At 73.1% G+C, this 17,072-nt stretch carries 6 protein-coding genes and 4 pseudogenes; 6 read left to right on the top strand and 4 right to left on the bottom strand.

The genetic code is table 11. The features are described from left to right. A pseudogene (locus ACFZCP_RS42185) lies at nt 1–263 on the bottom strand (FHA domain-containing protein); the annotation flags it as partial. Between ACFZCP_RS42185 and ACFZCP_RS42180 the strand changes: the two are divergent. Both ACFZCP_RS42180 and ACFZCP_RS42175 read left to right on the top strand, forming a co-directional pair. Then, nucleotides 250–396 carry a hypothetical protein gene (locus ACFZCP_RS42180; protein WP_391441846.1) on the top strand — a complete coding sequence of 49 codons (147 nt, stop codon included), beginning with the start codon at nt 250–252 and terminating at the stop codon, nt 394–396. The pseudogene ACFZCP_RS42185 and the gene ACFZCP_RS42180 sit on opposite strands and share 14 nt — an antisense overlap. A 480-nt stretch (nt 397–876) precedes the next feature. Continuing rightward, nucleotides 877–2,088 (top strand): S8 family serine peptidase, encoded by a 1,212-nt coding sequence (locus tag ACFZCP_RS42175; RefSeq protein WP_391441843.1) that lies wholly within the window; start codon nt 877–879, stop codon nt 2,086–2,088. Between the two features lie 366 nt (nt 2,089–2,454). On the opposite strand, the gene ACFZCP_RS42170 is transcribed toward ACFZCP_RS42175, so the two are convergent. Then, a complete protein-coding gene (locus ACFZCP_RS42170; RefSeq protein ID WP_391441840.1) occupies nt 2,455–3,876 on the bottom strand; it encodes a DHA2 family efflux MFS transporter permease subunit in 1,422 nt (473 codons plus the stop codon). Nucleotides 3,877–3,990: 114 nt separating this feature from the next. Here ACFZCP_RS42170 and ACFZCP_RS42165 point away from each other — a divergent pair, with 114 nt between their 5' ends. Next, a complete protein-coding gene (locus tag ACFZCP_RS42165; RefSeq protein ID WP_391441836.1) occupies nt 3,991–4,743 on the top strand; it encodes a hypothetical protein in 753 nt (250 codons plus the stop codon). Further along, nucleotides 4,740–13,094 (top strand): alpha/beta fold hydrolase, encoded by an 8,355-nt coding sequence (locus tag ACFZCP_RS42160; protein WP_391441834.1) that lies wholly within the window; start codon nt 4,740–4,742, stop codon nt 13,092–13,094. Before ACFZCP_RS42165 ends, ACFZCP_RS42160 begins: the two co-directional genes overlap by 4 nt. Before the next feature lie 164 nt (nt 13,095–13,258). Here the strand turns inward: ACFZCP_RS42160 and ACFZCP_RS42155 are convergent. Next, nucleotides 13,259–13,847: pseudogene (locus tag ACFZCP_RS42155) on the bottom strand (LysR substrate-binding domain-containing protein); the annotation flags it as partial. On the opposite strand from ACFZCP_RS42155, the pseudogene ACFZCP_RS42150 reads away from it, so the two are divergent. Further along, nucleotides 13,823–14,529: pseudogene (locus tag ACFZCP_RS42150) on the top strand (carbonyl reductase); the annotation flags it as partial. The pseudogenes ACFZCP_RS42155 and ACFZCP_RS42150 sit on opposite strands and share 25 nt — an antisense overlap. A gap of 46 nt (nt 14,530–14,575) precedes the next feature. Next, a pseudogene (locus tag ACFZCP_RS42145) lies at nt 14,576–15,287 on the top strand (SDR family NAD(P)-dependent oxidoreductase); the annotation flags it as partial. Nucleotides 15,288–15,359: 72 nt separating this feature from the next. Here the strand turns inward: ACFZCP_RS42145 and ACFZCP_RS42140 are convergent. After that, the gene (locus ACFZCP_RS42140) at nt 15,360–16,730 is read right to left on the bottom strand and encodes an FAD-dependent monooxygenase (RefSeq protein ID WP_391441831.1); all 1,371 of its coding nucleotides are present in this window, start codon (nt 16,728–16,730) and stop codon (nt 15,360–15,362) included. Nucleotides 16,731–17,072 lie beyond the last annotated feature (342 nt).

Raw genomic sequence — 17,072 nt, 5'->3', positions numbered from 1 at the left:
AAGCCCGAGCTGCCCATGAAGCCCGAGCGTCCGGTGAAGCCGGAGTACCCGAGGAAGCCGATGAGGCCTGAGCTTCCGATGAAGCCGGTGAAGCCGGAGTACCCGATGAAGCCGGTGAAGCCCGAGCTGCCCATGAAGCCCGAGCGTCCGGTGAAGCCGGAGTACCCGAGGAAGCCGATGAGGCCTGAGCTTCCGATGAAGCCGGTGAAGCCCGAGTACCCGATGAAGCCGGTGAAGCCCGAGTACCCGATGAAGCCGGTCAAGCCCGAGCACCCGATGAAGCCCGAGTATCCGATGAAGCCCGAGCACCCCATGAAGCCGGAGTACCCGGAGCACCCGATGAAGCCCCACCACCAGGGGTACGAGAAGCCGGAGCACGGGCGCGAGGAGGGATAGTTGCCTTCACGCACGTCGTCGGTGGCGACAAGGTGATGCCGAGCCTGGGAGTGTGCCCTTCAGTGGCGCTCCCAGGCCGGCCCCGAAGCCCGCCCCGGCCCCGGACGCGGGTCGGAAGGCTTCGAACTCTTCCCCTGACGAGCTGTCAGGTCATTGGCCATGTGGGAGGCGCAGCGCTTTGGGGGCAGCCGTTGCGCCGTCCCGGTGGGGGCACGGTCGCCCGGTGCGTGAACGGCCGGTGAAGAAATCGCCACGGATAATTCTTGACCATCTCTTGGTGATTCAACCAGGGCGACAGGCTGCACGTTTGCAGTCGGGTTGCTTCGTGTGTGCGCAAATCCTGTGGAGATCGCGAGTCTGCGAGGCCGCGTCCCCCCAGGTAGGGGATTGATCTGCCCGCGACAAGTCGGCACGCTCCTGAGCGCGAGCAGATCACTGCCGCTTGAACGCAAATCCCCCCACACGACGAGGAGACCCCTCTTGACGGCGCATCACAAACGCATAGGCAAGGCCAGGACCGTCACCGCGGTCGCGGCCGTTGCAACCGTCGTCGGCACCGCCCTGTACGTGTCCCCTGCCGCCCAGGCCAAGCCGCCTGCGGAAGGGACGGTCTACGGCCTGAACGCCGAGGGAGCCGTGGCCGGCAGCTATGTCGTCCTCATGGACCAGAAGGCTTCCCAGACCGAGAAGAAGGACCTCGCCGCGGAGTACGGCGGCCGGCTCGGCCGCACCTACGGCTCGGCGGTCAACGGCTTCTCCGCCAGCGGACTTTCCGAGACGGAGGCCAAGCGCCTGGCGGCCGACCCCGCGGTCGCCAAGGTGGTGCAGAACAAGAAGTTCCACATCGACGCCACCCAGGACAAACCGCCGTCCTGGGGCCTGGACCGCATCGACCAGGCGGACACCGCCGGAGACGGCAAGTACGCCTACCCGGACAAGGCCGGGGAGGGGGTGACCGCGTACGTCATCGACACCGGCGTACGCATCAGTCACAAGGACTTCGCGGGACGGGCCGCCTACGGGTTCGACGCCATCGACAACGACAGCAACGCCGACGACGGCAACGGCCACGGCACCCACGTGGCCGGCACCATCGCCGGAACCGCCCACGGTGTGGCCAAGAAGGCCAAGATCGTCGCGGTCAGGGTGCTCGACAACGAGGGCTCGGGAACCACCGAGCAGGTCGTCGCGGGTATCGACTGGGTGACCAAGAACCACAAGGGTCCGTCGGTGGCCAACATGAGCCTCGGCGGAGGCGCCGACCCCGCGCTGGACGCAGCGGTCGGCAAGGCCATCGCGTCGGGGGTCACGTTCGCGGTCGCCGCCGGCAACGAGTCGGCGGACGCGGGGCAGTCGTCACCGGCCCGGGTGCCCGAGGCCATCACCGTCGCGTCCAGCACCAAGGACGACGCCCAGTCGGACTTCTCCAACTTCGGCTCGGTGGTGGATCTGTACGCGCCGGGTTCGGACATCACCTCCGACTGGAACGACAGTGACGCGGGGACCAAGACGATCTCCGGCACCTCCATGGCCACGCCTCACGTCACCGGAGCCGCGGCCGTCTATCTGGCCGGACACCCGGACGCCACTCCCGCGCAGGTCGCCTCCGCGCTGACCGGCGCCGCAACCAGTGGCAAGATCACCGACCCGAGCGGCGGAACGCCCAACAAGCTGCTGAAGGTGACTGAGTAGGAATTCCCCCGTGCTCGTGCCCTGCACGAGAACACCGCGGCCCGGCCGTGCCGTCAGCGCTTGCAGCAGCGGCACGGCCGGGCCGCCGGTTCCTGCTCCCAGGAGGGCCGGTACGGCGGACGGCAGTCCCGGCGACGGCCTCGTCGAGCGATGCCCAGGCGTATCGCGGTGCGCGTCCCCCCCCCAGTGCGCGTCCCCCAGTGCACGCCCCGCGATGCGTGTCCCGCAGTGCGCATCCCCCAGGGCGTGTCCCGCAGTGCGCATCCCGCGGTACGCGTGTCGCGGTGCGAGTGCCGTATCGGCGGCGGGCGGAGCCGAAGTGCTCCGTGAGGTCGGCCGCGACGGCAGACCGGTGGTGGGCCGGTCCTACGTCGTCTTCTCGGGCTTCGCCGGGATGCAGAGCCATGCCAGGCCCGCGGCGGTCAGATAGGCGAGCGCGCCGATGGCCATGCTGGTGCGCAGCCCGACGCTGTAGCTGGCTGCTGTGGCGAGCAGGCTGCCGCCGAGTGCCACGCCGATGGCGCTGCCGAGCTGGCGGGTGGTGTTGAACAGCGCGGAGGAGGTTCCCGAGAACTGCGGGGGTGCGGCGGACATCATGGTGGCCGTCGAGCCGGTGAGGGCGAAGGACGTGCCGAAACCCGCGGCCATCATGGGTGCCACCAGCAGCGCGTAGGCGGGATCGGCTCCGGCGGCGGCCCAGGCGGCGAGGCCCAGGGCGGCCAGGAGCATGCCGGAGATCACCAGTGGACGATGGCCGGTGCGGCGGCTCAGGCGGCCGGACAGGACGGAGGCGAACGTCGTCATCGCCACCGCCGGGAACAGAGCCACCCCGGTGCGCAGAGCGCTGAAACCACGCTGGTGCTGGAATTCCAGGCTGGCGGTGAACACCATGCCGTAGAAGCCGAGATTGAACAGCATGCCGATGACCGCGCCGCCGCTCATCGCACGCGAACGCAACAGGCCCAGCGGCAGGGCGGGAGACCGGGCCAGCCGCTCGCGCAGTGCGAACGCCGCGACGGCCAGCAGTGCCAGGCCCGCTCCGGCGAGGACGGCCGGATCGGACCAGCCCCGCCGTCCGGCCTCGTTGAACGCGGCCGTCAGCAGCGCCACCGCCGCCACGACCGCGCACTGCGCCGGCCAGTCCACGGCCCGGTCGCCGTGCCTCGGGGAGCGTGCCACATGCCGCAGCGTCAGCACGAGGCAGGCGACACCGACGGGCAGATTGATGAGGAACACCCATCGCCAGCCCACCGTGGAGACCAGCAGCCCGCCCAGCAGTGGACCGGAGGAGGCGGCGATGCCCGCCATCGAGCCCCACAGCCCGAAAGCCCGCGACCGCGCGGCCGGCGCCGGGTAGGCCTGCTGGAGCAGTGCCAGCGAACCAGGGACGATCAGGGCCGCGCCGAGCCCCTCCGCCAACCGCGCTCCCACCAGGAAGGGGGCGGTCGGTGCGAGGGCGCACGCGGCCGACGCCACCGTGAACACCGCCACGCCCGAGCAGAAGACCCGCCGGTTGCCCAGCCGGTCGCCCAGCGCGCCGGCGGTCAGCAGAAATCCGGCGAAGACCAGGGTGTACCCGTCGGTGATCCACTGGATACCGGTGAGGGAGGCCCGGAACTCCCGGCCGATCACCGGGACGGCGACATTGATGACCGTCACGTCCAGGATCACCATGAAATACCCGGCGCACACTGCCAGCAGCGGTGCGAAGGGCGGCTGATCGGACCCCGTGCCCGAGACCGGAGGGGGCGGGGCCTCACCGGCACCGCCCGACCCTGCGAACGCCACGTCCCCCACTCCATCCCGTCCACAAGGCTTCTGTGCAGAACGTCACAATAGGGGACGTATGATCTGCGGAGCGGGAACGGGGCTGAGGGTCATCTCCTCCGGGCTCGCCCCACCGTGCAGGAGCCGGACCTGGACGACCATGGTGTGGATACGGTCGGCACGCCGGAACTCCCCGGACAGCTGCTGTTTCTCGTCTCCGCCGAGGCGGAAGCCACAGCCGTGTGGGACGCCGCCCGCAGTGGCAGCGGGAACCTGCCGGGGAACGCGGTGCGAGATACGACCGCACCGCGGCGCCGGGGAAGGGCGCTCGATCACCGGCCGGTACGGGTGGCCCGTGGCGAAGGCGGTGGTCCCATCCGCGCGTGGGATCCCGGCGAACGCGCACCTCTCACGGAGTTCGGCACCGAGATGGAAAGCGGCGCCGGTGAGGAGACACTGACGCCGTGCGCCCCGCCGAACGTGAGCGGCCGTCGTCGCGTGGCCGCCGCCGGCGGCTGCGGCAGTCTCGCCCTGGGGGACATCGACCGCGGCGCGTGGAGCCGTCCGTTCGCCGGGAACGAACCGCCCGACGAGACCGACCCCATGGTGGCCGTCGGCGCCGCGGACGGCGTGCCGATCGCCGTCACCGGTACCGGCGGCCCCCGCCCCGCCCCCGCTTCACCCGCCCGCGCGCCCGCGCGCCCGAGCAACCGATGCCTGCCTGCGGACACTCTTACCGGCTGGGCCGGCACCGGGCAGGCCCCGCTTCGGAGGCAGACGGGCCGACGCCCCCAGGTCGGCGCACAGGAAGGCCTCAGGGCCGCTGTCAGTCCGTGTGCCCATAGTCGAAGAGCGTCGGGCGAACGTGCGCAAAAGGGGTGGGCATGACGGGGGTTCGCGGGGAGCTGGTCCGTCCGCTGGCCGAAACGGTACGGGCACATGCGGCACGGATGGGGGAGAGGACCGCCTTCCGGGACGGGCGCAGGGCCGTGACCTGGACGGAGCTGGACGACCGGACGGCGCGCATCGCGGGGCACCTTGCGCGACAGGGGGTGCGTCGCGGGGACCGGGTGGCGTTGTGGCTGTCCAACCGTGTGGAGGTGGTGGAGAGCTGCCTGGCGGCCGTGCGCGCGGGCGCGGTGGGAGTGCCGCTCGACGCGGCGGCGACCGATGCCGAGGTGTCCCAGGCCCTCCGCGACAGCGGGGCGGCGGCGGTCGTCGTCGAAGCCTCGCTGCTGGAGCGGGCGGTACGGGCCCTGGCCGGGCAGCCGACGCCGTTCATGGTGGTCGTGGGTGCGCAGGCACTGCTGTCCGGTGTGCCCGCGGGCGCGGTGTCGTACGAGGAAGTGGCCCGGACCGATCCCGGCCGTCCGCCGCGTGACGATCTCGGCCTGGACGAACCGGCCTGGATTCTCTACACCTCCGGGACCACCGGCGAGCGCAAAGGCGTCGTGGCGAGCCAGAGGGCCATGCTGTGGTCCACCGCCGCCGCCTATGCACCGCTGTTCGGCCTGTCCGAGGACGACCGGCTGCTGTGGCCGCTGCCGATGCACCACGCCTACGCCTACTCGCTGTGCGTCGTCGCAGTGGTGGCCGCGGGTGCGAGCGCCCACCTCCTGGACAGGGGAGTGGACGTCGCGGAGGCACTGCAACAGCACCCGTTGCAGGAGCCGTTCACCGTGCTCGGCGGGGTGCCGGCCACCTACCACCTGCTGGTCGGCGCGTTGCGCGATGCCCCGCGTCCGCCGGGCGGGCTTCGGCTGTGCGTCAGTGCGGGGGCACCCTGTCCGGCGGAACTGCGCCTGGACGTCGAGGCGTTGCTGGGCGCACCCCTGCTGGACGGCTACGGCGCCACCGAGACCTGCGGCAAGATCGCGGTCGACCGGCTCGGTGTGCCGGCGCCGGAGCGTGTGCCGCGGCCGGTGCCCGGAGTCGAGGTCCGGGTGAGAGACCCGGCCTCCGCAGACAGCGCAGCGGACGGTGACGAGGGCGAGATCTGGGTCCGCGGCCCCGGCCTGATGCTCGGCTACCACAACCGCCCCGAGGACACGGCGCGCGCCCTTCGGGACGGCTGGTACCGCACGGGTGACCTCGGCCGCCGCGAACCGGACGGCGGGCTGCGCGTCACCGGCCGGGTGAGCGACCTGATCATCCGCGGCGGGCAGAACGTCAACCCCGTCGAGGTGGAGCAGGTGCTGCTGTCCTGCCCCGGTGTCGCGGACGCGGCGGTCGTGGGCAGGCCGCACGACATCCTCGGAGAGGTCCCGGTCGCGTTCGTCGTCCCCGGGCCGGACGGCGTCGACCCGGCCAGGCCGCGGGCCACGTGCCGGGAGCGGCTGTCCGCCTTCAAGGTGCCGGACGAGATCCTGCTGGGCACCTCCGTGCCCCGTACCTCCTCCGGCAAGATCCAACGGGGCGTTCTTGCCCGGCAGTTGAACGAGGCCGTCGTCGATGCTCGCAGGGAGGCCTCCGCCGGGCTGCGGGCCCGGCTCCTGGCGCTGCCCGCCCCGGAGCGACGTCACGTCCTGCTGAGTCTCGTCCTCGACGCCACGGCCGAGGCGTGCGGCGGCGAGGACACCGCACCGGACCCGGTCAGGGCCTTCACCGAGCTGGGGGTCGGCTCCCTGCACGGCGTGCTGCTGCGCGACCGGCTCGGGGCGCTGACCGGCCTGGAGCTGCCCGCGACCCTCGTGTTCGACCGCCCCACGCCGGACGCGGTCGCCGAATTCCTGTACGGCGCGCTGCTCGGCGCCCCGACCCGGCCGGCCCCCGGAGCCCGGCCCGGCACGCGCGACGGTACGCCGGCGCCCGACGAACCGCTGGCCATCGTGGCCATGGCCTGCCGCTATCCGGGACTCGTGGACGACGTCTCCTCACCCGAGGAGCTGTGGCGGCTGATCGCACAGGGCACGGACGCCACCTCCGCCTTCCCCACGGACCGCGGCTGGGATCTGACGGAACTGTTCGACCCCGACCCGGACCGGCCGGGCACCTCGGTCACCCGGCGGGGCGGCTTCCTGCGCCGTGCCGCCGACTTCGACGCCGACTTCTTCGGCATGTCCCCGCGTGAGGCACTGGCCACCGACCCGCAGCAGCGGCTGCTGCTGGAAACCGCCTGGGAGGTCGCGGAACGGGCGGGCATCGCCCCGGCCGCCCTGCGCGGCAGCGACACGGGAGTCTTCGTCGGCATCATGCACGGCGACTACGCGGGCCGACTGCTGCACCGCGGAGGCCACCCCTACGAGGCTCACCTCGCGCTCGGTTCCGCGGGCAGCGTGGCCTCCGGGCGCATCGCCTACACCCTGGGGCTGGAGGGGCCCGCGGTGACGGTGGACACGGCCTGCTCCTCGTCGCTGGTGGCACTGGACTGGGCGGCGCGGGCACTGCGCTCCGGCCAGTGCTCCCTGGCCATCGCCGGCGGGGCCACCGTCATGGCCGGCCCGGTGCCGTTCGTCGCCTTCAGCAGGCTGCGGGGCCTGGCACCCGACGGGCGGTGCAAGCCGTTCTCCGCCGCGGCCGACGGCACCGCCTGGGGCGAGGGGACCGGCCTTGTGCTGCTGGAGCGGCTCGCCGACGCCCGGCGTCACGGCCATCCGGTACTGGCCGTGCTCCGGGGCTCCGCGGTCAACGGCGACGGCGCGTCCAACGGTCTGACCGCGCCCAGCGGCCCCGCACAGGAGCGGGTGATCGCCGACGCCCTGGCCTCGGCCGGGCTCACCCCCGCCGACATCGACGCCGTCGAGGCCCACGGCACCGGCACCCCGCTGGGCGATCCCATCGAGGCCCGGGCCCTCCTCGCCGCGTACGGGCACGACCGCCCCGCCGAACGGCCGCTGTGGCTGGGCTCGCTGAAGTCGAACATCGGCCACACCCAGGCCGCGGCCGGCATCGCCGGCGTCATCAAGACCGTACAGGCGATGCGGCACGGACTGCTCCCGCGCACCCTGCACGCCGACGAGCCGTCACCGGGGGTCGACTGGTCCTCGGGCGCCGTACGCCTGCTCACCCGGGAGCAGCCGTGGACCCCTGCTCCCGGGAGCCCCCGTCGCGCTGCCGTGTCCGCCTTCGGCATCGGCGGAACCAACGCCCATGTGATCCTCGAAGAAGCGGTCCCGGCGCGGGAAGACCCCGACCGCGGGACCGCCCGGGCCGCTCCGCAGCCGCCGATCCTGCTGTCCGGCGCGAGCCCCGAGGCGCTGCGCGCCCAGGCGCGGCGCACGGCCAAGTTCCTGCGTGAACGGCCCGAACTGCCTCTCCAGGACGTGTCGTTCACGCTGGCGACCTCCCGCGCGGTGCTCCGCCACCGGGCGGCGGTACCCGTCCAGGACCGCGCCGCCCTGCTGAGCGACCTGGACCGGCTCTCGGCCGGGGCGACGACCGTCATGCCGTCCCCGGCCCGGACGGGCGGACGGCTGGCGCTGCTCTTCACCGGTCAGGGCGCCGGATGGGCGGGGCTGGGCAGGGACCTGCACGCCGCGTATCCCGTCTTCGCCGACGCCTTCGAGGGGCTGTGCGACCGGTTCGACTCCGTCGGCGTCGGGGACCGGTCCCTGCGCGAGGCCCTGTGGGCCGCGCCGGACACCGAGGCCGCCGATCTGCACAGCCGTACCGATGTCGCACAGGCCGGCTTGTTCGCGTTCGAGGTCGCCCTGTTCCGGCTGCTCGCATCGTGGGGGCTGCGACCGGACGTCCTGGCCGGCCACTCCGTCGGCGAGCTGGCCGCGGCGCACGTCGCCGGGATCCTCTCCGAAGAGGACGCCGTCGAACTGGTCGCCGCACGGGGGCGGTTGATGCAGCAACTCCCGGCAGGCGGCGCCATGGTGTCGCTGGACGCCACCGAGGAGGAGACCAGAGCGGCGCTGACGGAACGGACGCAGGAGGCCGGACCGGTGGCGATCGCGGCCGTGAACGCGCCACGGTCGGTCGTCGTCTCCGGGGCCGAACAGGCGGTGCTGGCGGTGGCCGCGTACTTCGAGGCCCGGGGGCGACGCGCCGTACGACTGCGTACCGGCCACGCCTTCCACTCGCCGCTGGTCGAGCCGGCGCTCGCGGAGTTCGGCCGGGCAGCATCGCGCGCCACCTACCGCGAGCCCCGCATCCCGGTCGTCCCGGCGACGACCGGGCGTCCGGCCGGCGGAGAGGACCTGCGTTCGGCGGCCTACTGGGTGCGCCATGCCCGCGCAACGGTGCGGTTCGCGGACGTCGTACGACACCTGGTGCGCGAGGCGGGGGTGACCGCCTTCGCCGAAGTCGGCCCCGGCGCGCACCTCACCTCGGCCGCAATGGCCACCGTCGGGGAGCCCGCGGACCTGGTCCTCACCCCGACGGTACGGCCCGGCCGGCCGGAGCCCGCAACGGTCCTGTCGGCACTCGCGCGGCTGCACGAGCACGGCACGCAGATCGACTGGGAGGCCGTGCACCGGGCGCCCACGGGAAGGCGCGCCCGGCGGGTGGACCTGCCCACCTATCCCTTCCAACGCGATCGCTACTGGCTGGCCGAGCCTCCCCGGGCCACGCCCGCCGCACCGCAGACCACCGCACCGCGCACCACTGGACCACGGACCACCGTCGGCCATCCGGTGCTGACCTCCTCGACCAGCCTCCCGGACACGGACCGCCTGCTCTGCACCGGCCACCTGTCGGACGCGGACCAGCCCTGGCTGCAAGACCACGTCGTCGACGGACGACTGCTCGTGCCCGCCGCCGCCCTCGCCGAGCTGGCGCTCCACGCCGGCGGCACCTGCGGGCTGGACCTCCTGGAGGAGCTGACACTGCTGCTCCCCCTGCAACTGCCCGGCTCCGGCGGGCGAGTCGAGGTGCAGGTGGCGCTCGGCGAGCCGGACCCGTCCGGCCGCCGCAGCGTCGACATCCACGCACGCCCCGAGGACTTGGGCCCGGTCGGTCCGTGGACCCGGCACGCGACCGGACGGCTGGGAGAAGGACCGGCCGCCGACCGCGGCCCACAGGAATCCTGGCTGCCCCCGGACGCGGTCCCGGTCGACCTGACAGACGCCTACGACCGGCTCGCCGACGCGGGCTACGCCTACGGCCCGGCCTTCCGGTGTGTGCAGGCCGTGTGGCGGCAGGGCGACGACCTGCTCGCCGACGTGCGGCTCCCCGACACGGCCCTGGGAGAGGCCCAGCACTACGGCATCCATCCCGCGCTGCTCGACGCCGCCGTACACGTCCCGCTGCTGGTCGCGGAGGGCACGGGTGAGCGTGCACGCCCCGCCACGACCCGGCTGCCGTTCTCCTGGCGGGGCGTCGGCCGCTGGACCACGGGCGTCGGTGCGCTGCGCGTCCGGGTGCGCTCCACCGGTGCGGACACGCTTACCGCCGACCTCACGGACCCGGCCGGCAGGCCGGTGCTGCGAGTGGAGGCGCTGACCACCCGAGTGGTCCCGGGCGTCGCCGGTGCCGCCGAACAGGCGGCGAGGCCACGGCCGTTGTACCGCCCGGAGTGGATCGCCGCAGCCCCGGCCGGCCCGTCCACGCCCGCGCTCACCGTGATCCACCCGGACGACCTCGGCCTGGCGGCAGCGTTCGCGGGTTCCGTGGGGGCCGGGACACCCGCCACCGCTTCCGCGCTCGGGGCGGCGGCTCAGCGAGCTACGACACCCGCCTCTTCGCCCCCCGCCCCACGCATCGCAGGTCCCGCGGCAGCCGGCACCCCGGCCCTCATCGCCTCCCTGAACGCACCGGCCCCGTCCACCGCCCCGGCCGCCGACACCCGAGACCTGGTCACGCGTTCCCTGGAACTGCTGCACCACCGGCTGCCCACCCTGGCCGTGGGATCGCGCCTGATCCTGGTGACCCGTGGTGCCACCGGTCCGGACCCGGACCTGCCCGCCGCAGCGGTCTGGGGGCTGGTGCGCAGCGCACAGGCCGAGTACCCCGGCCGCATCACCCTCGTCGACGTCGACGCAAGCCCGGAGTCACTGCACCGTCTGACGGCAGCACTGGCGACGGACGAGCCCCAACTCGCCCTCCGCGCAGGCGAAGTACTCGTCCCCCGGCTGGGCCGGCCGGCCACCGCACCTGCCCTCCCGGCCGCGTTCGCACAGGACGGCACCGTGCTGATCACCGGTGGTACGGGAGCTCTCGGCGCGCTGCTGGCCGTTCACCTGACGGAGCGGCACAAGGTCCGTCGGCTGGTGCTCACCAGCCGAACCGGCCCGAATGCACCCGGCGCACGGCGTCTGCGGGAGGAGATCGAGCGGGCCGGTGGCCGGGTGGAGATGCTCACCTGCGACGCCGCCGACCGGGCCGCACTGGCCGCGGTGATCGACCGGTACGCGGGCGAACTGACCGGCGTGGTGCATGCGGCAGGTGTCCTCGACGACGGTGTGCTGGAGGCACAGACACCCGAACGGCTCGCGGCCGTCCTGCGACCGAAGGCGGACGCGGCCTGGCACCTCCACGAGCTGACGAAGGACCTGCCCCTGTCGCAGTTCGTGCTCTTCTCGTCGGCAGCCGGTCTGCTCGGCAACCCCGGCCAGGCGGGCTATGCCGCGGCGAACGCGTTCCTGGACGCCCTCGCGCTGCACAGGACCGCCCTGGGGATGCCCGCGCTCTCCCTGGCGTGGGGACCGTGGGCAGGAGCCCACGGGATGGCGGCCCGGACGGGCCGCACCAGTGACGGCGTGCTGCGCGCCGTCACCCCTGCCGAAGGCCTGGCGTTGTTCGACGCCGCGCTGGAAACGGGCGAGCCGGTCCTCGCCCCGCTGCCTCTGGATCCGGGGACCGGTCCGGCGCGACGACGGGTTCCGCCACCGCTGCAAGGGCTGCTGCCCCCGCCCGGTCCTGTGGCGGGCCCGGAGGGCGCCCTCGGCCACGGCGGGTCCGGGTCCGGCACAGGCCGGGCGTCAGAGCCTGACTCGCCGGGCGCGTGGCGCGAACGGCTGGCGCAGCTGCCCGCCGCCGAACGCGCTCCCGCGCTGCTCATGCTCGTCCGGGAAACGGTGGCCGACGTGTTCGGCCATCCCGACGCGGCCGCGGTGAGGGCCGACCGTGACTTCACGGAACTGGGCGTCGACTCCCTCACCGCCGTTCTGCTGCGCAACCGCCTGAGTCTGCTCACCGGCCTGGAACTGCCCGCCACCCTCACCTTCGACCTGCCCACCACCGAGCGTGTCGCCGCCCACCTGCTCGAAGAACTGCGCGGGACGCTGCCCCACCCGGAGGGTGCCGTCGGCTCACCGTCACGCCCCACGACAGCGCGTTCCCCCCAGACGCTGGCCTCTCTCTACCGCCGAGTCTGCGGCACGGGTGACGTCGTATCGGCGATGCACCTGCTCGTGACCGCTTCGCTGGCCGTCCCCGGCTTCGGTCCCGAGGACGCCGCGGTGCACGCCCTGCCCCCACTTCACCTGGCCACGGGTCCGGACGACCGGCCGCCCCTGGTGTGCTTTCCCGGGTTTTCCCCCGCCTTCGGCAGACCCTGGTACGCCGAGCTGGCGCGTCACTTCGACGGGGACCGGGACGTGGTGGAGATGCGGCATCCCGGAGTCACCTCCGGTGCCGTGCTGCCGAACGACTGGCAGACGCTGGTGGATCTGCATGCGGCGACGCTGAGGGAGCAACTCGGCGATCGCCGGCCCGTCCTGCTGGGCTGGTCGATGGGCGGCTGCCCGGCGCACGCCGTGGCGGCGCGGCTGGCGGCGACCGGCACCCCGCCCGCGGGCCTGGTCCTCGTCGACACCTACCACGTGACACCCGAGCGGGAGGCCGAGCCATGGCTGCTCGCCCTGCCCGCCCGCGCGGCCCTGGCCATGGGGGAGGGGTTCGACACCGCGGTGGACGACATGGCGCTGGCCGCGCTCGGGGCCTACACCCGGCTGCTCCGGGGCTGGCGTCCCGAACCGGCGGACCTACCGGCCCTTCTCGTCCGCGCCACCGAGCGGCTCCCGGAGATGCTCACCCACGGCGACGGAGGGCCGGAGCCGCTCGCACACCGCGACAAGGAGCCGGAGACGCTCGGTGTCGGCAGCCGAGAGCCGCAGACGCTCACCCTCGGCGGCCGAGAGCCGAACATGTCGGCTCACGGCGACGGCAGACCGGAGGCGTCGGCCGGCGGCGGCCGAGGGACGGGGCGTCACGACTGGCGGGCCTCCTGGCCACAGCCGTCCGACATCGTGGACGTCCCGGGCGACCACTGGACCATGACCGAGGAGCACGCACCCACCACGGCACAGGCGATCCGCGCCTGGCTCAACGGCCTTGAGGGGCAATCCGGTTGAGCTACTCCTCGCGAGGACCGGCTGAGGTTCTCCTCGCGAGAACCGCGTGAGCAGACCGCGCCCCGCGATCCGTGAGGACATCGCCCCCCTCCGCACCGCCTCTCCGCACGGCCCCTGCGTACCGCCCTCCACCTCCCCTCAGCCCCTCATGGCGGAGCACCACGTCACGAGGGCGGTGCGGAGGGATCGTCGGACTCGGAGTCGAGTGCCGCGGTGCTGAGGGCTGCCGCCACACGGGTGACCTGCTCGCTGGGCGGCTGGGGAGGACGGGCCAGGAGCAGGCGCCGCTGCTCCTGGGGCCCGCCGCGGACGGGAAGGATGCGTACACCCGGTGGCGCTGCGGGCGGAGCGCGGCGGGCACGGTGGTCAGCCCGAGCCCGGCGGCGACGAGGTGCAGCTTGGCCAGCCAGTCACGAGTGGTGTGAGCGATCTCGGGCCGCTCGTCCAGGCCCGGCCACACACCCATCAGCCGGTCCTCCCCGGACGAGGAGCCGGCGATCCAGCGCTGCCCGCGCAGGTCGGCCACGTCGATGCAGTCGCCGCGGGCGAGGGGGTGAGCGGCGGGCGCCGCGAGGCACAGGGCGCGCTCGGTGAGCGTCTGCAGCGCGAGCGCGGGCGACTCCGTGTCCGGCGGGCGGAACGGCGGCGCCGACGCGAGCAGAGCACGTCGAGACTGCCGGCTCGCAGGGCGCGCACCAGCGCCGGGGTGCCGCCCTCCCGGCCGACCACGGTCAGGCCGGGAGGGACACGTCGTGGACGTGACGGACACCGACTCCGTCGCGCACCTGGCCGAGGACCTCTGGTCCCGGCACGGCGGCGTCCACATCGTCATCTCCAACGCCGTCGCCCGGCTGGTGCCGGGCGAGTCCCAGGCCGCGCGCGCCGACGAATTCATCGACGTCTCCAACTCCGCCGCCCACGCGGTCCTGCGCTCCTTCGGCCCGGTCCTGCGCCCGCGCGGCCTGCTGATCGTCGTGGCCAGCAGCCTGGGCACCCTCGGCCATCTCGACCCGCGGCTGCACCACCTCTTCGACGGGGCGAGCCTCGACCAGGTGGAATACGCCGTCGAGTCCTGGCGCAGCGCCGTCCACCACGGGACCGCCGAAGAAGCGGGCCGGCCGCGCTGGCTGAACGTGCCCTCGAAGGTGGCCCAGGTCGCCGCCGTCCGGGCGGTCGCGGCGGAACGCCGTGAGCACGATCTCGCCGACGGCACCCTGATCGCCTCCGTGTGCCCGGGCATGGTCGACACCGCCACCTCGCGTCCCTGGTTCAGCGACCACAGCGGGGCCCGGCCGCCCGCCGAGGCCGTGCTCGACCTGGTCCTCGCCAACCACGTCGATCCCGCCCTCTACGGCGAACTGGTCCGCTTCGGCAAGGTCCTGCCCTGGCACGACGGCACGCCCCGGTGGAACAGGACCGGATCCTCACGCCCTGACGTACGGCCGTCACACAGCCATCAGCACACCGCAAGGAGTTCACCCATGAATGCCCTCACCACCCCGTTCGGTTTCTCCAGCACGGCCGCCGAGGTCGCCGACGGGATCGACCTCTCCGGCCGCCGCGCGGTGGTCACCGGCGCCTCCTCGGGCCTCGGGGCCGAGACGGCCCGCGCCCTGGCCGGTACCGGAGCGGCCGTCACCCTCGCCGTACGGGACGTGGAGGCGGGCGAACGCGCCGCCAAGGACATCGCCGGGTCGACCGGAAACCAGGAGGTGCACGTCGCACATCTGGACCTGACCGACCTCGCGTCCGTCACCGCCTTCACCACCGCATGGCAGGGCCCCCTTGCACATCCTGGTGAACAACGCCGGCGTCATGGCCTGTCCCGAGCGGTACACCGCACAGGGCCGGGAGTGGCAGTTCGCCACCAACCACCTCGGCCACTTCGCCCTCTCCCAAGGCCTGCACCACGCCCTGGCCGCCGACGGCGCCGCGCGCATCGTCGTCGTGAGTTCCACGGGCCACCAGCGGTCCCCGATCGTCTGGGACGACGTCGACTTCGCCTTCCGCCCGTACGACCCCTGGCTCGCCTGCGCCCAGTCCAAGACCGCCAGCGTCCTCTTCGCGGTGGAGGCGAACCGCCGCTGGGCCGGGGACGGCATCACCGCCAACGCCCTGATGCCCGGCGCCATCTACACCTGTCGGAGGAACTGCTCGCCCACGCCGGCTGAAGCGCGCGGCCGCACTCCTGCCCCTCGGGCCGCACTCCTGCCGCTCGGGCGGTCGGTTGCGCCGGAGCGGCAGGAGTGCGGCGTTCGCCGGAGGTCAGTGAGATGTCGAGTGATCGGCCGCCGTCGGTGACAGGACCTTCAACGCCACGGCGGGATGGAACAGCAGGGCCGGAGAGGCCACCATGTTCACCACCCGTACGAACCGGGCCCACACGGCCGGGTCCTTCACCGCCACGCGGAACAGACGCCTGTTGTACCAGTGGGCGAAGCGCGCGGCGAGAGGCCTGCGGCCGGGGTCCCACATGAGGTCCGAGTTGGTCGACAGCGTCCAGGGGGCCAGCAGAAGGCGGCCCATCCTCTTCTGGAAGTCACCCGACAGGCCGTCCAGTCGCGCGGAAGCCCTGTACCGGGCCAGCATCCCCTGCAGCAGTTCCGCCTCCATCGCGGCCACGGTCAGACCCTGGCCGTAGACGGGGTTGAAGACGCAGACGGCGTCGCCGAGGGCGATGAGCCGGTCCGGCCAGTTCCTGATGGTGTGGTAGGGCTGCCACCGGTTCTCGACGTTGGTGTAGCTGTGGGTCGGCTCCTGGACGGTGCGCCGGCCGATCTGCTCGGCCAGGTGCGGGTTGTTCAGGCTCTCGGCGAAGGCCAGGTAGCCCTTGTCGTCCGTCGGCGGCCGGTCCTGGTGGGCGAAGAGCGAGCACGTCCACCGGTTGCGTTCCACGGCCAGCAGGACCCCGGCCCGGGACACGTGGGGAGCGAACGGCATCTGGTAGGCGATGTAGTAGTCCGGATGGGCGGGGTGGTCCTCCTCGGGCCGGTCGAAGTTCATCGACGTGTACGTGACCTTGGCCTTCACGGTCCGCTTCGGTGGCACGGCGACGCCCATCCCGCCCAGCCAGTCCGCCAGGGAACTGGACCGCCCGGAGGCGTCGACGACCAGATCCGCGGCCAGCTCGACGGGTTCCGTGTCCTGCGGGCGGCAGGTCACTCCGCTCACCCGGCCCGAGGCATCCCGGGTCAGACCCGTGCACCGGGTGGACGGCATGAGCGTGACCTGGGGAAGCGCGAGCACCTTGCGCCGCAGCCGGCGTTCCAGTTCGTCCCGGGTGAAGGTCTGGATGCGCACGCCGGTGCGCTTGCGGGGCGCGAGCCCGACGGGCAGCAGGAAGTCGATGCCTTCCCCGTAGTCGAAGACCGGAGCCCCCGCGGCCCTCAACTCCTCGCGCAGGCCCGGGAACAGCCGCTCCAGGATCTCCCCGCCCTTGGCCAGCATCGCGTGTGCGTGGTAGCCCTGCGGGGCGCCCGGATGAACGCCGGTGTCCTCGTCGACGTCGTCCCGTTCCACGAGGACGACCTGTGTGAAGAAGTCGCTCAGTACCCTCGCAGTCACCAGTCCCGCGTAGCTGCCACCGATGACAACGGCCTTGCCCCAAGGGCGATCTGCACTCAAGTCGTCTCCCATGTGTGATCGGACCAGCGCGTTCAAGCAGGTCAACGACCCCGCCGTGAGGCGGGACACGGGGCTCGGGAAGCACTCGGGGAGCGCGATGCGACTCTGCGATCCTCCCTCCGCTTCGGCCCGTCGGGCCGTGTTCCGTTGCGTACCCGCGTCGACGTACGCGGCCGGACCGGCGCCCGCAAGGCTGTGCCACGGTGGCATGGGCAGGAGGCGCGGGCAGGAACAGAGCCCGGCGCCCGGCCGTGGCCGGGGTACGTCGGACAGCCGTACGCCCGCCGTCGACGGGCAGGACGGCGCCCTGCACGAAGCTCGCCCTGTCCCCCGCCAGGCAGGCGATCGCCTCCG

Origin of the sequence: Streptomyces sp. NPDC007971 (assembly GCF_042958635.1) — a bacterium.
In the GTDB taxonomy this organism is placed as follows: Bacteria; Actinomycetota; Actinomycetes; order Streptomycetales; family Streptomycetaceae; genus Streptomyces.
This window is presented reverse-complemented; position numbering and strand designations above follow the sequence as displayed.

Bases quoted from the DNA above. Each gene is read 5' to 3' on its own strand.
- ACFZCP_RS42180 (WP_391441846.1), top strand. From the start codon at position 250: ATGAAGCCGGTCAAGCCCGAGCACCCGATGAAGCCCGAGTATCCGATG.
- ACFZCP_RS42160 (WP_391441834.1), top strand. From the start codon at position 4,740: ATGACGGGGGTTCGCGGGGAGCTGGTCCGTCCGCTGGCCGAAACGGTA.
- ACFZCP_RS42140 (WP_391441831.1), bottom strand. From the start codon at position 16,730: ATGGGAGACGACTTGAGTGCAGATCGCCCTTGGGGCAAGGCCGTTGTC.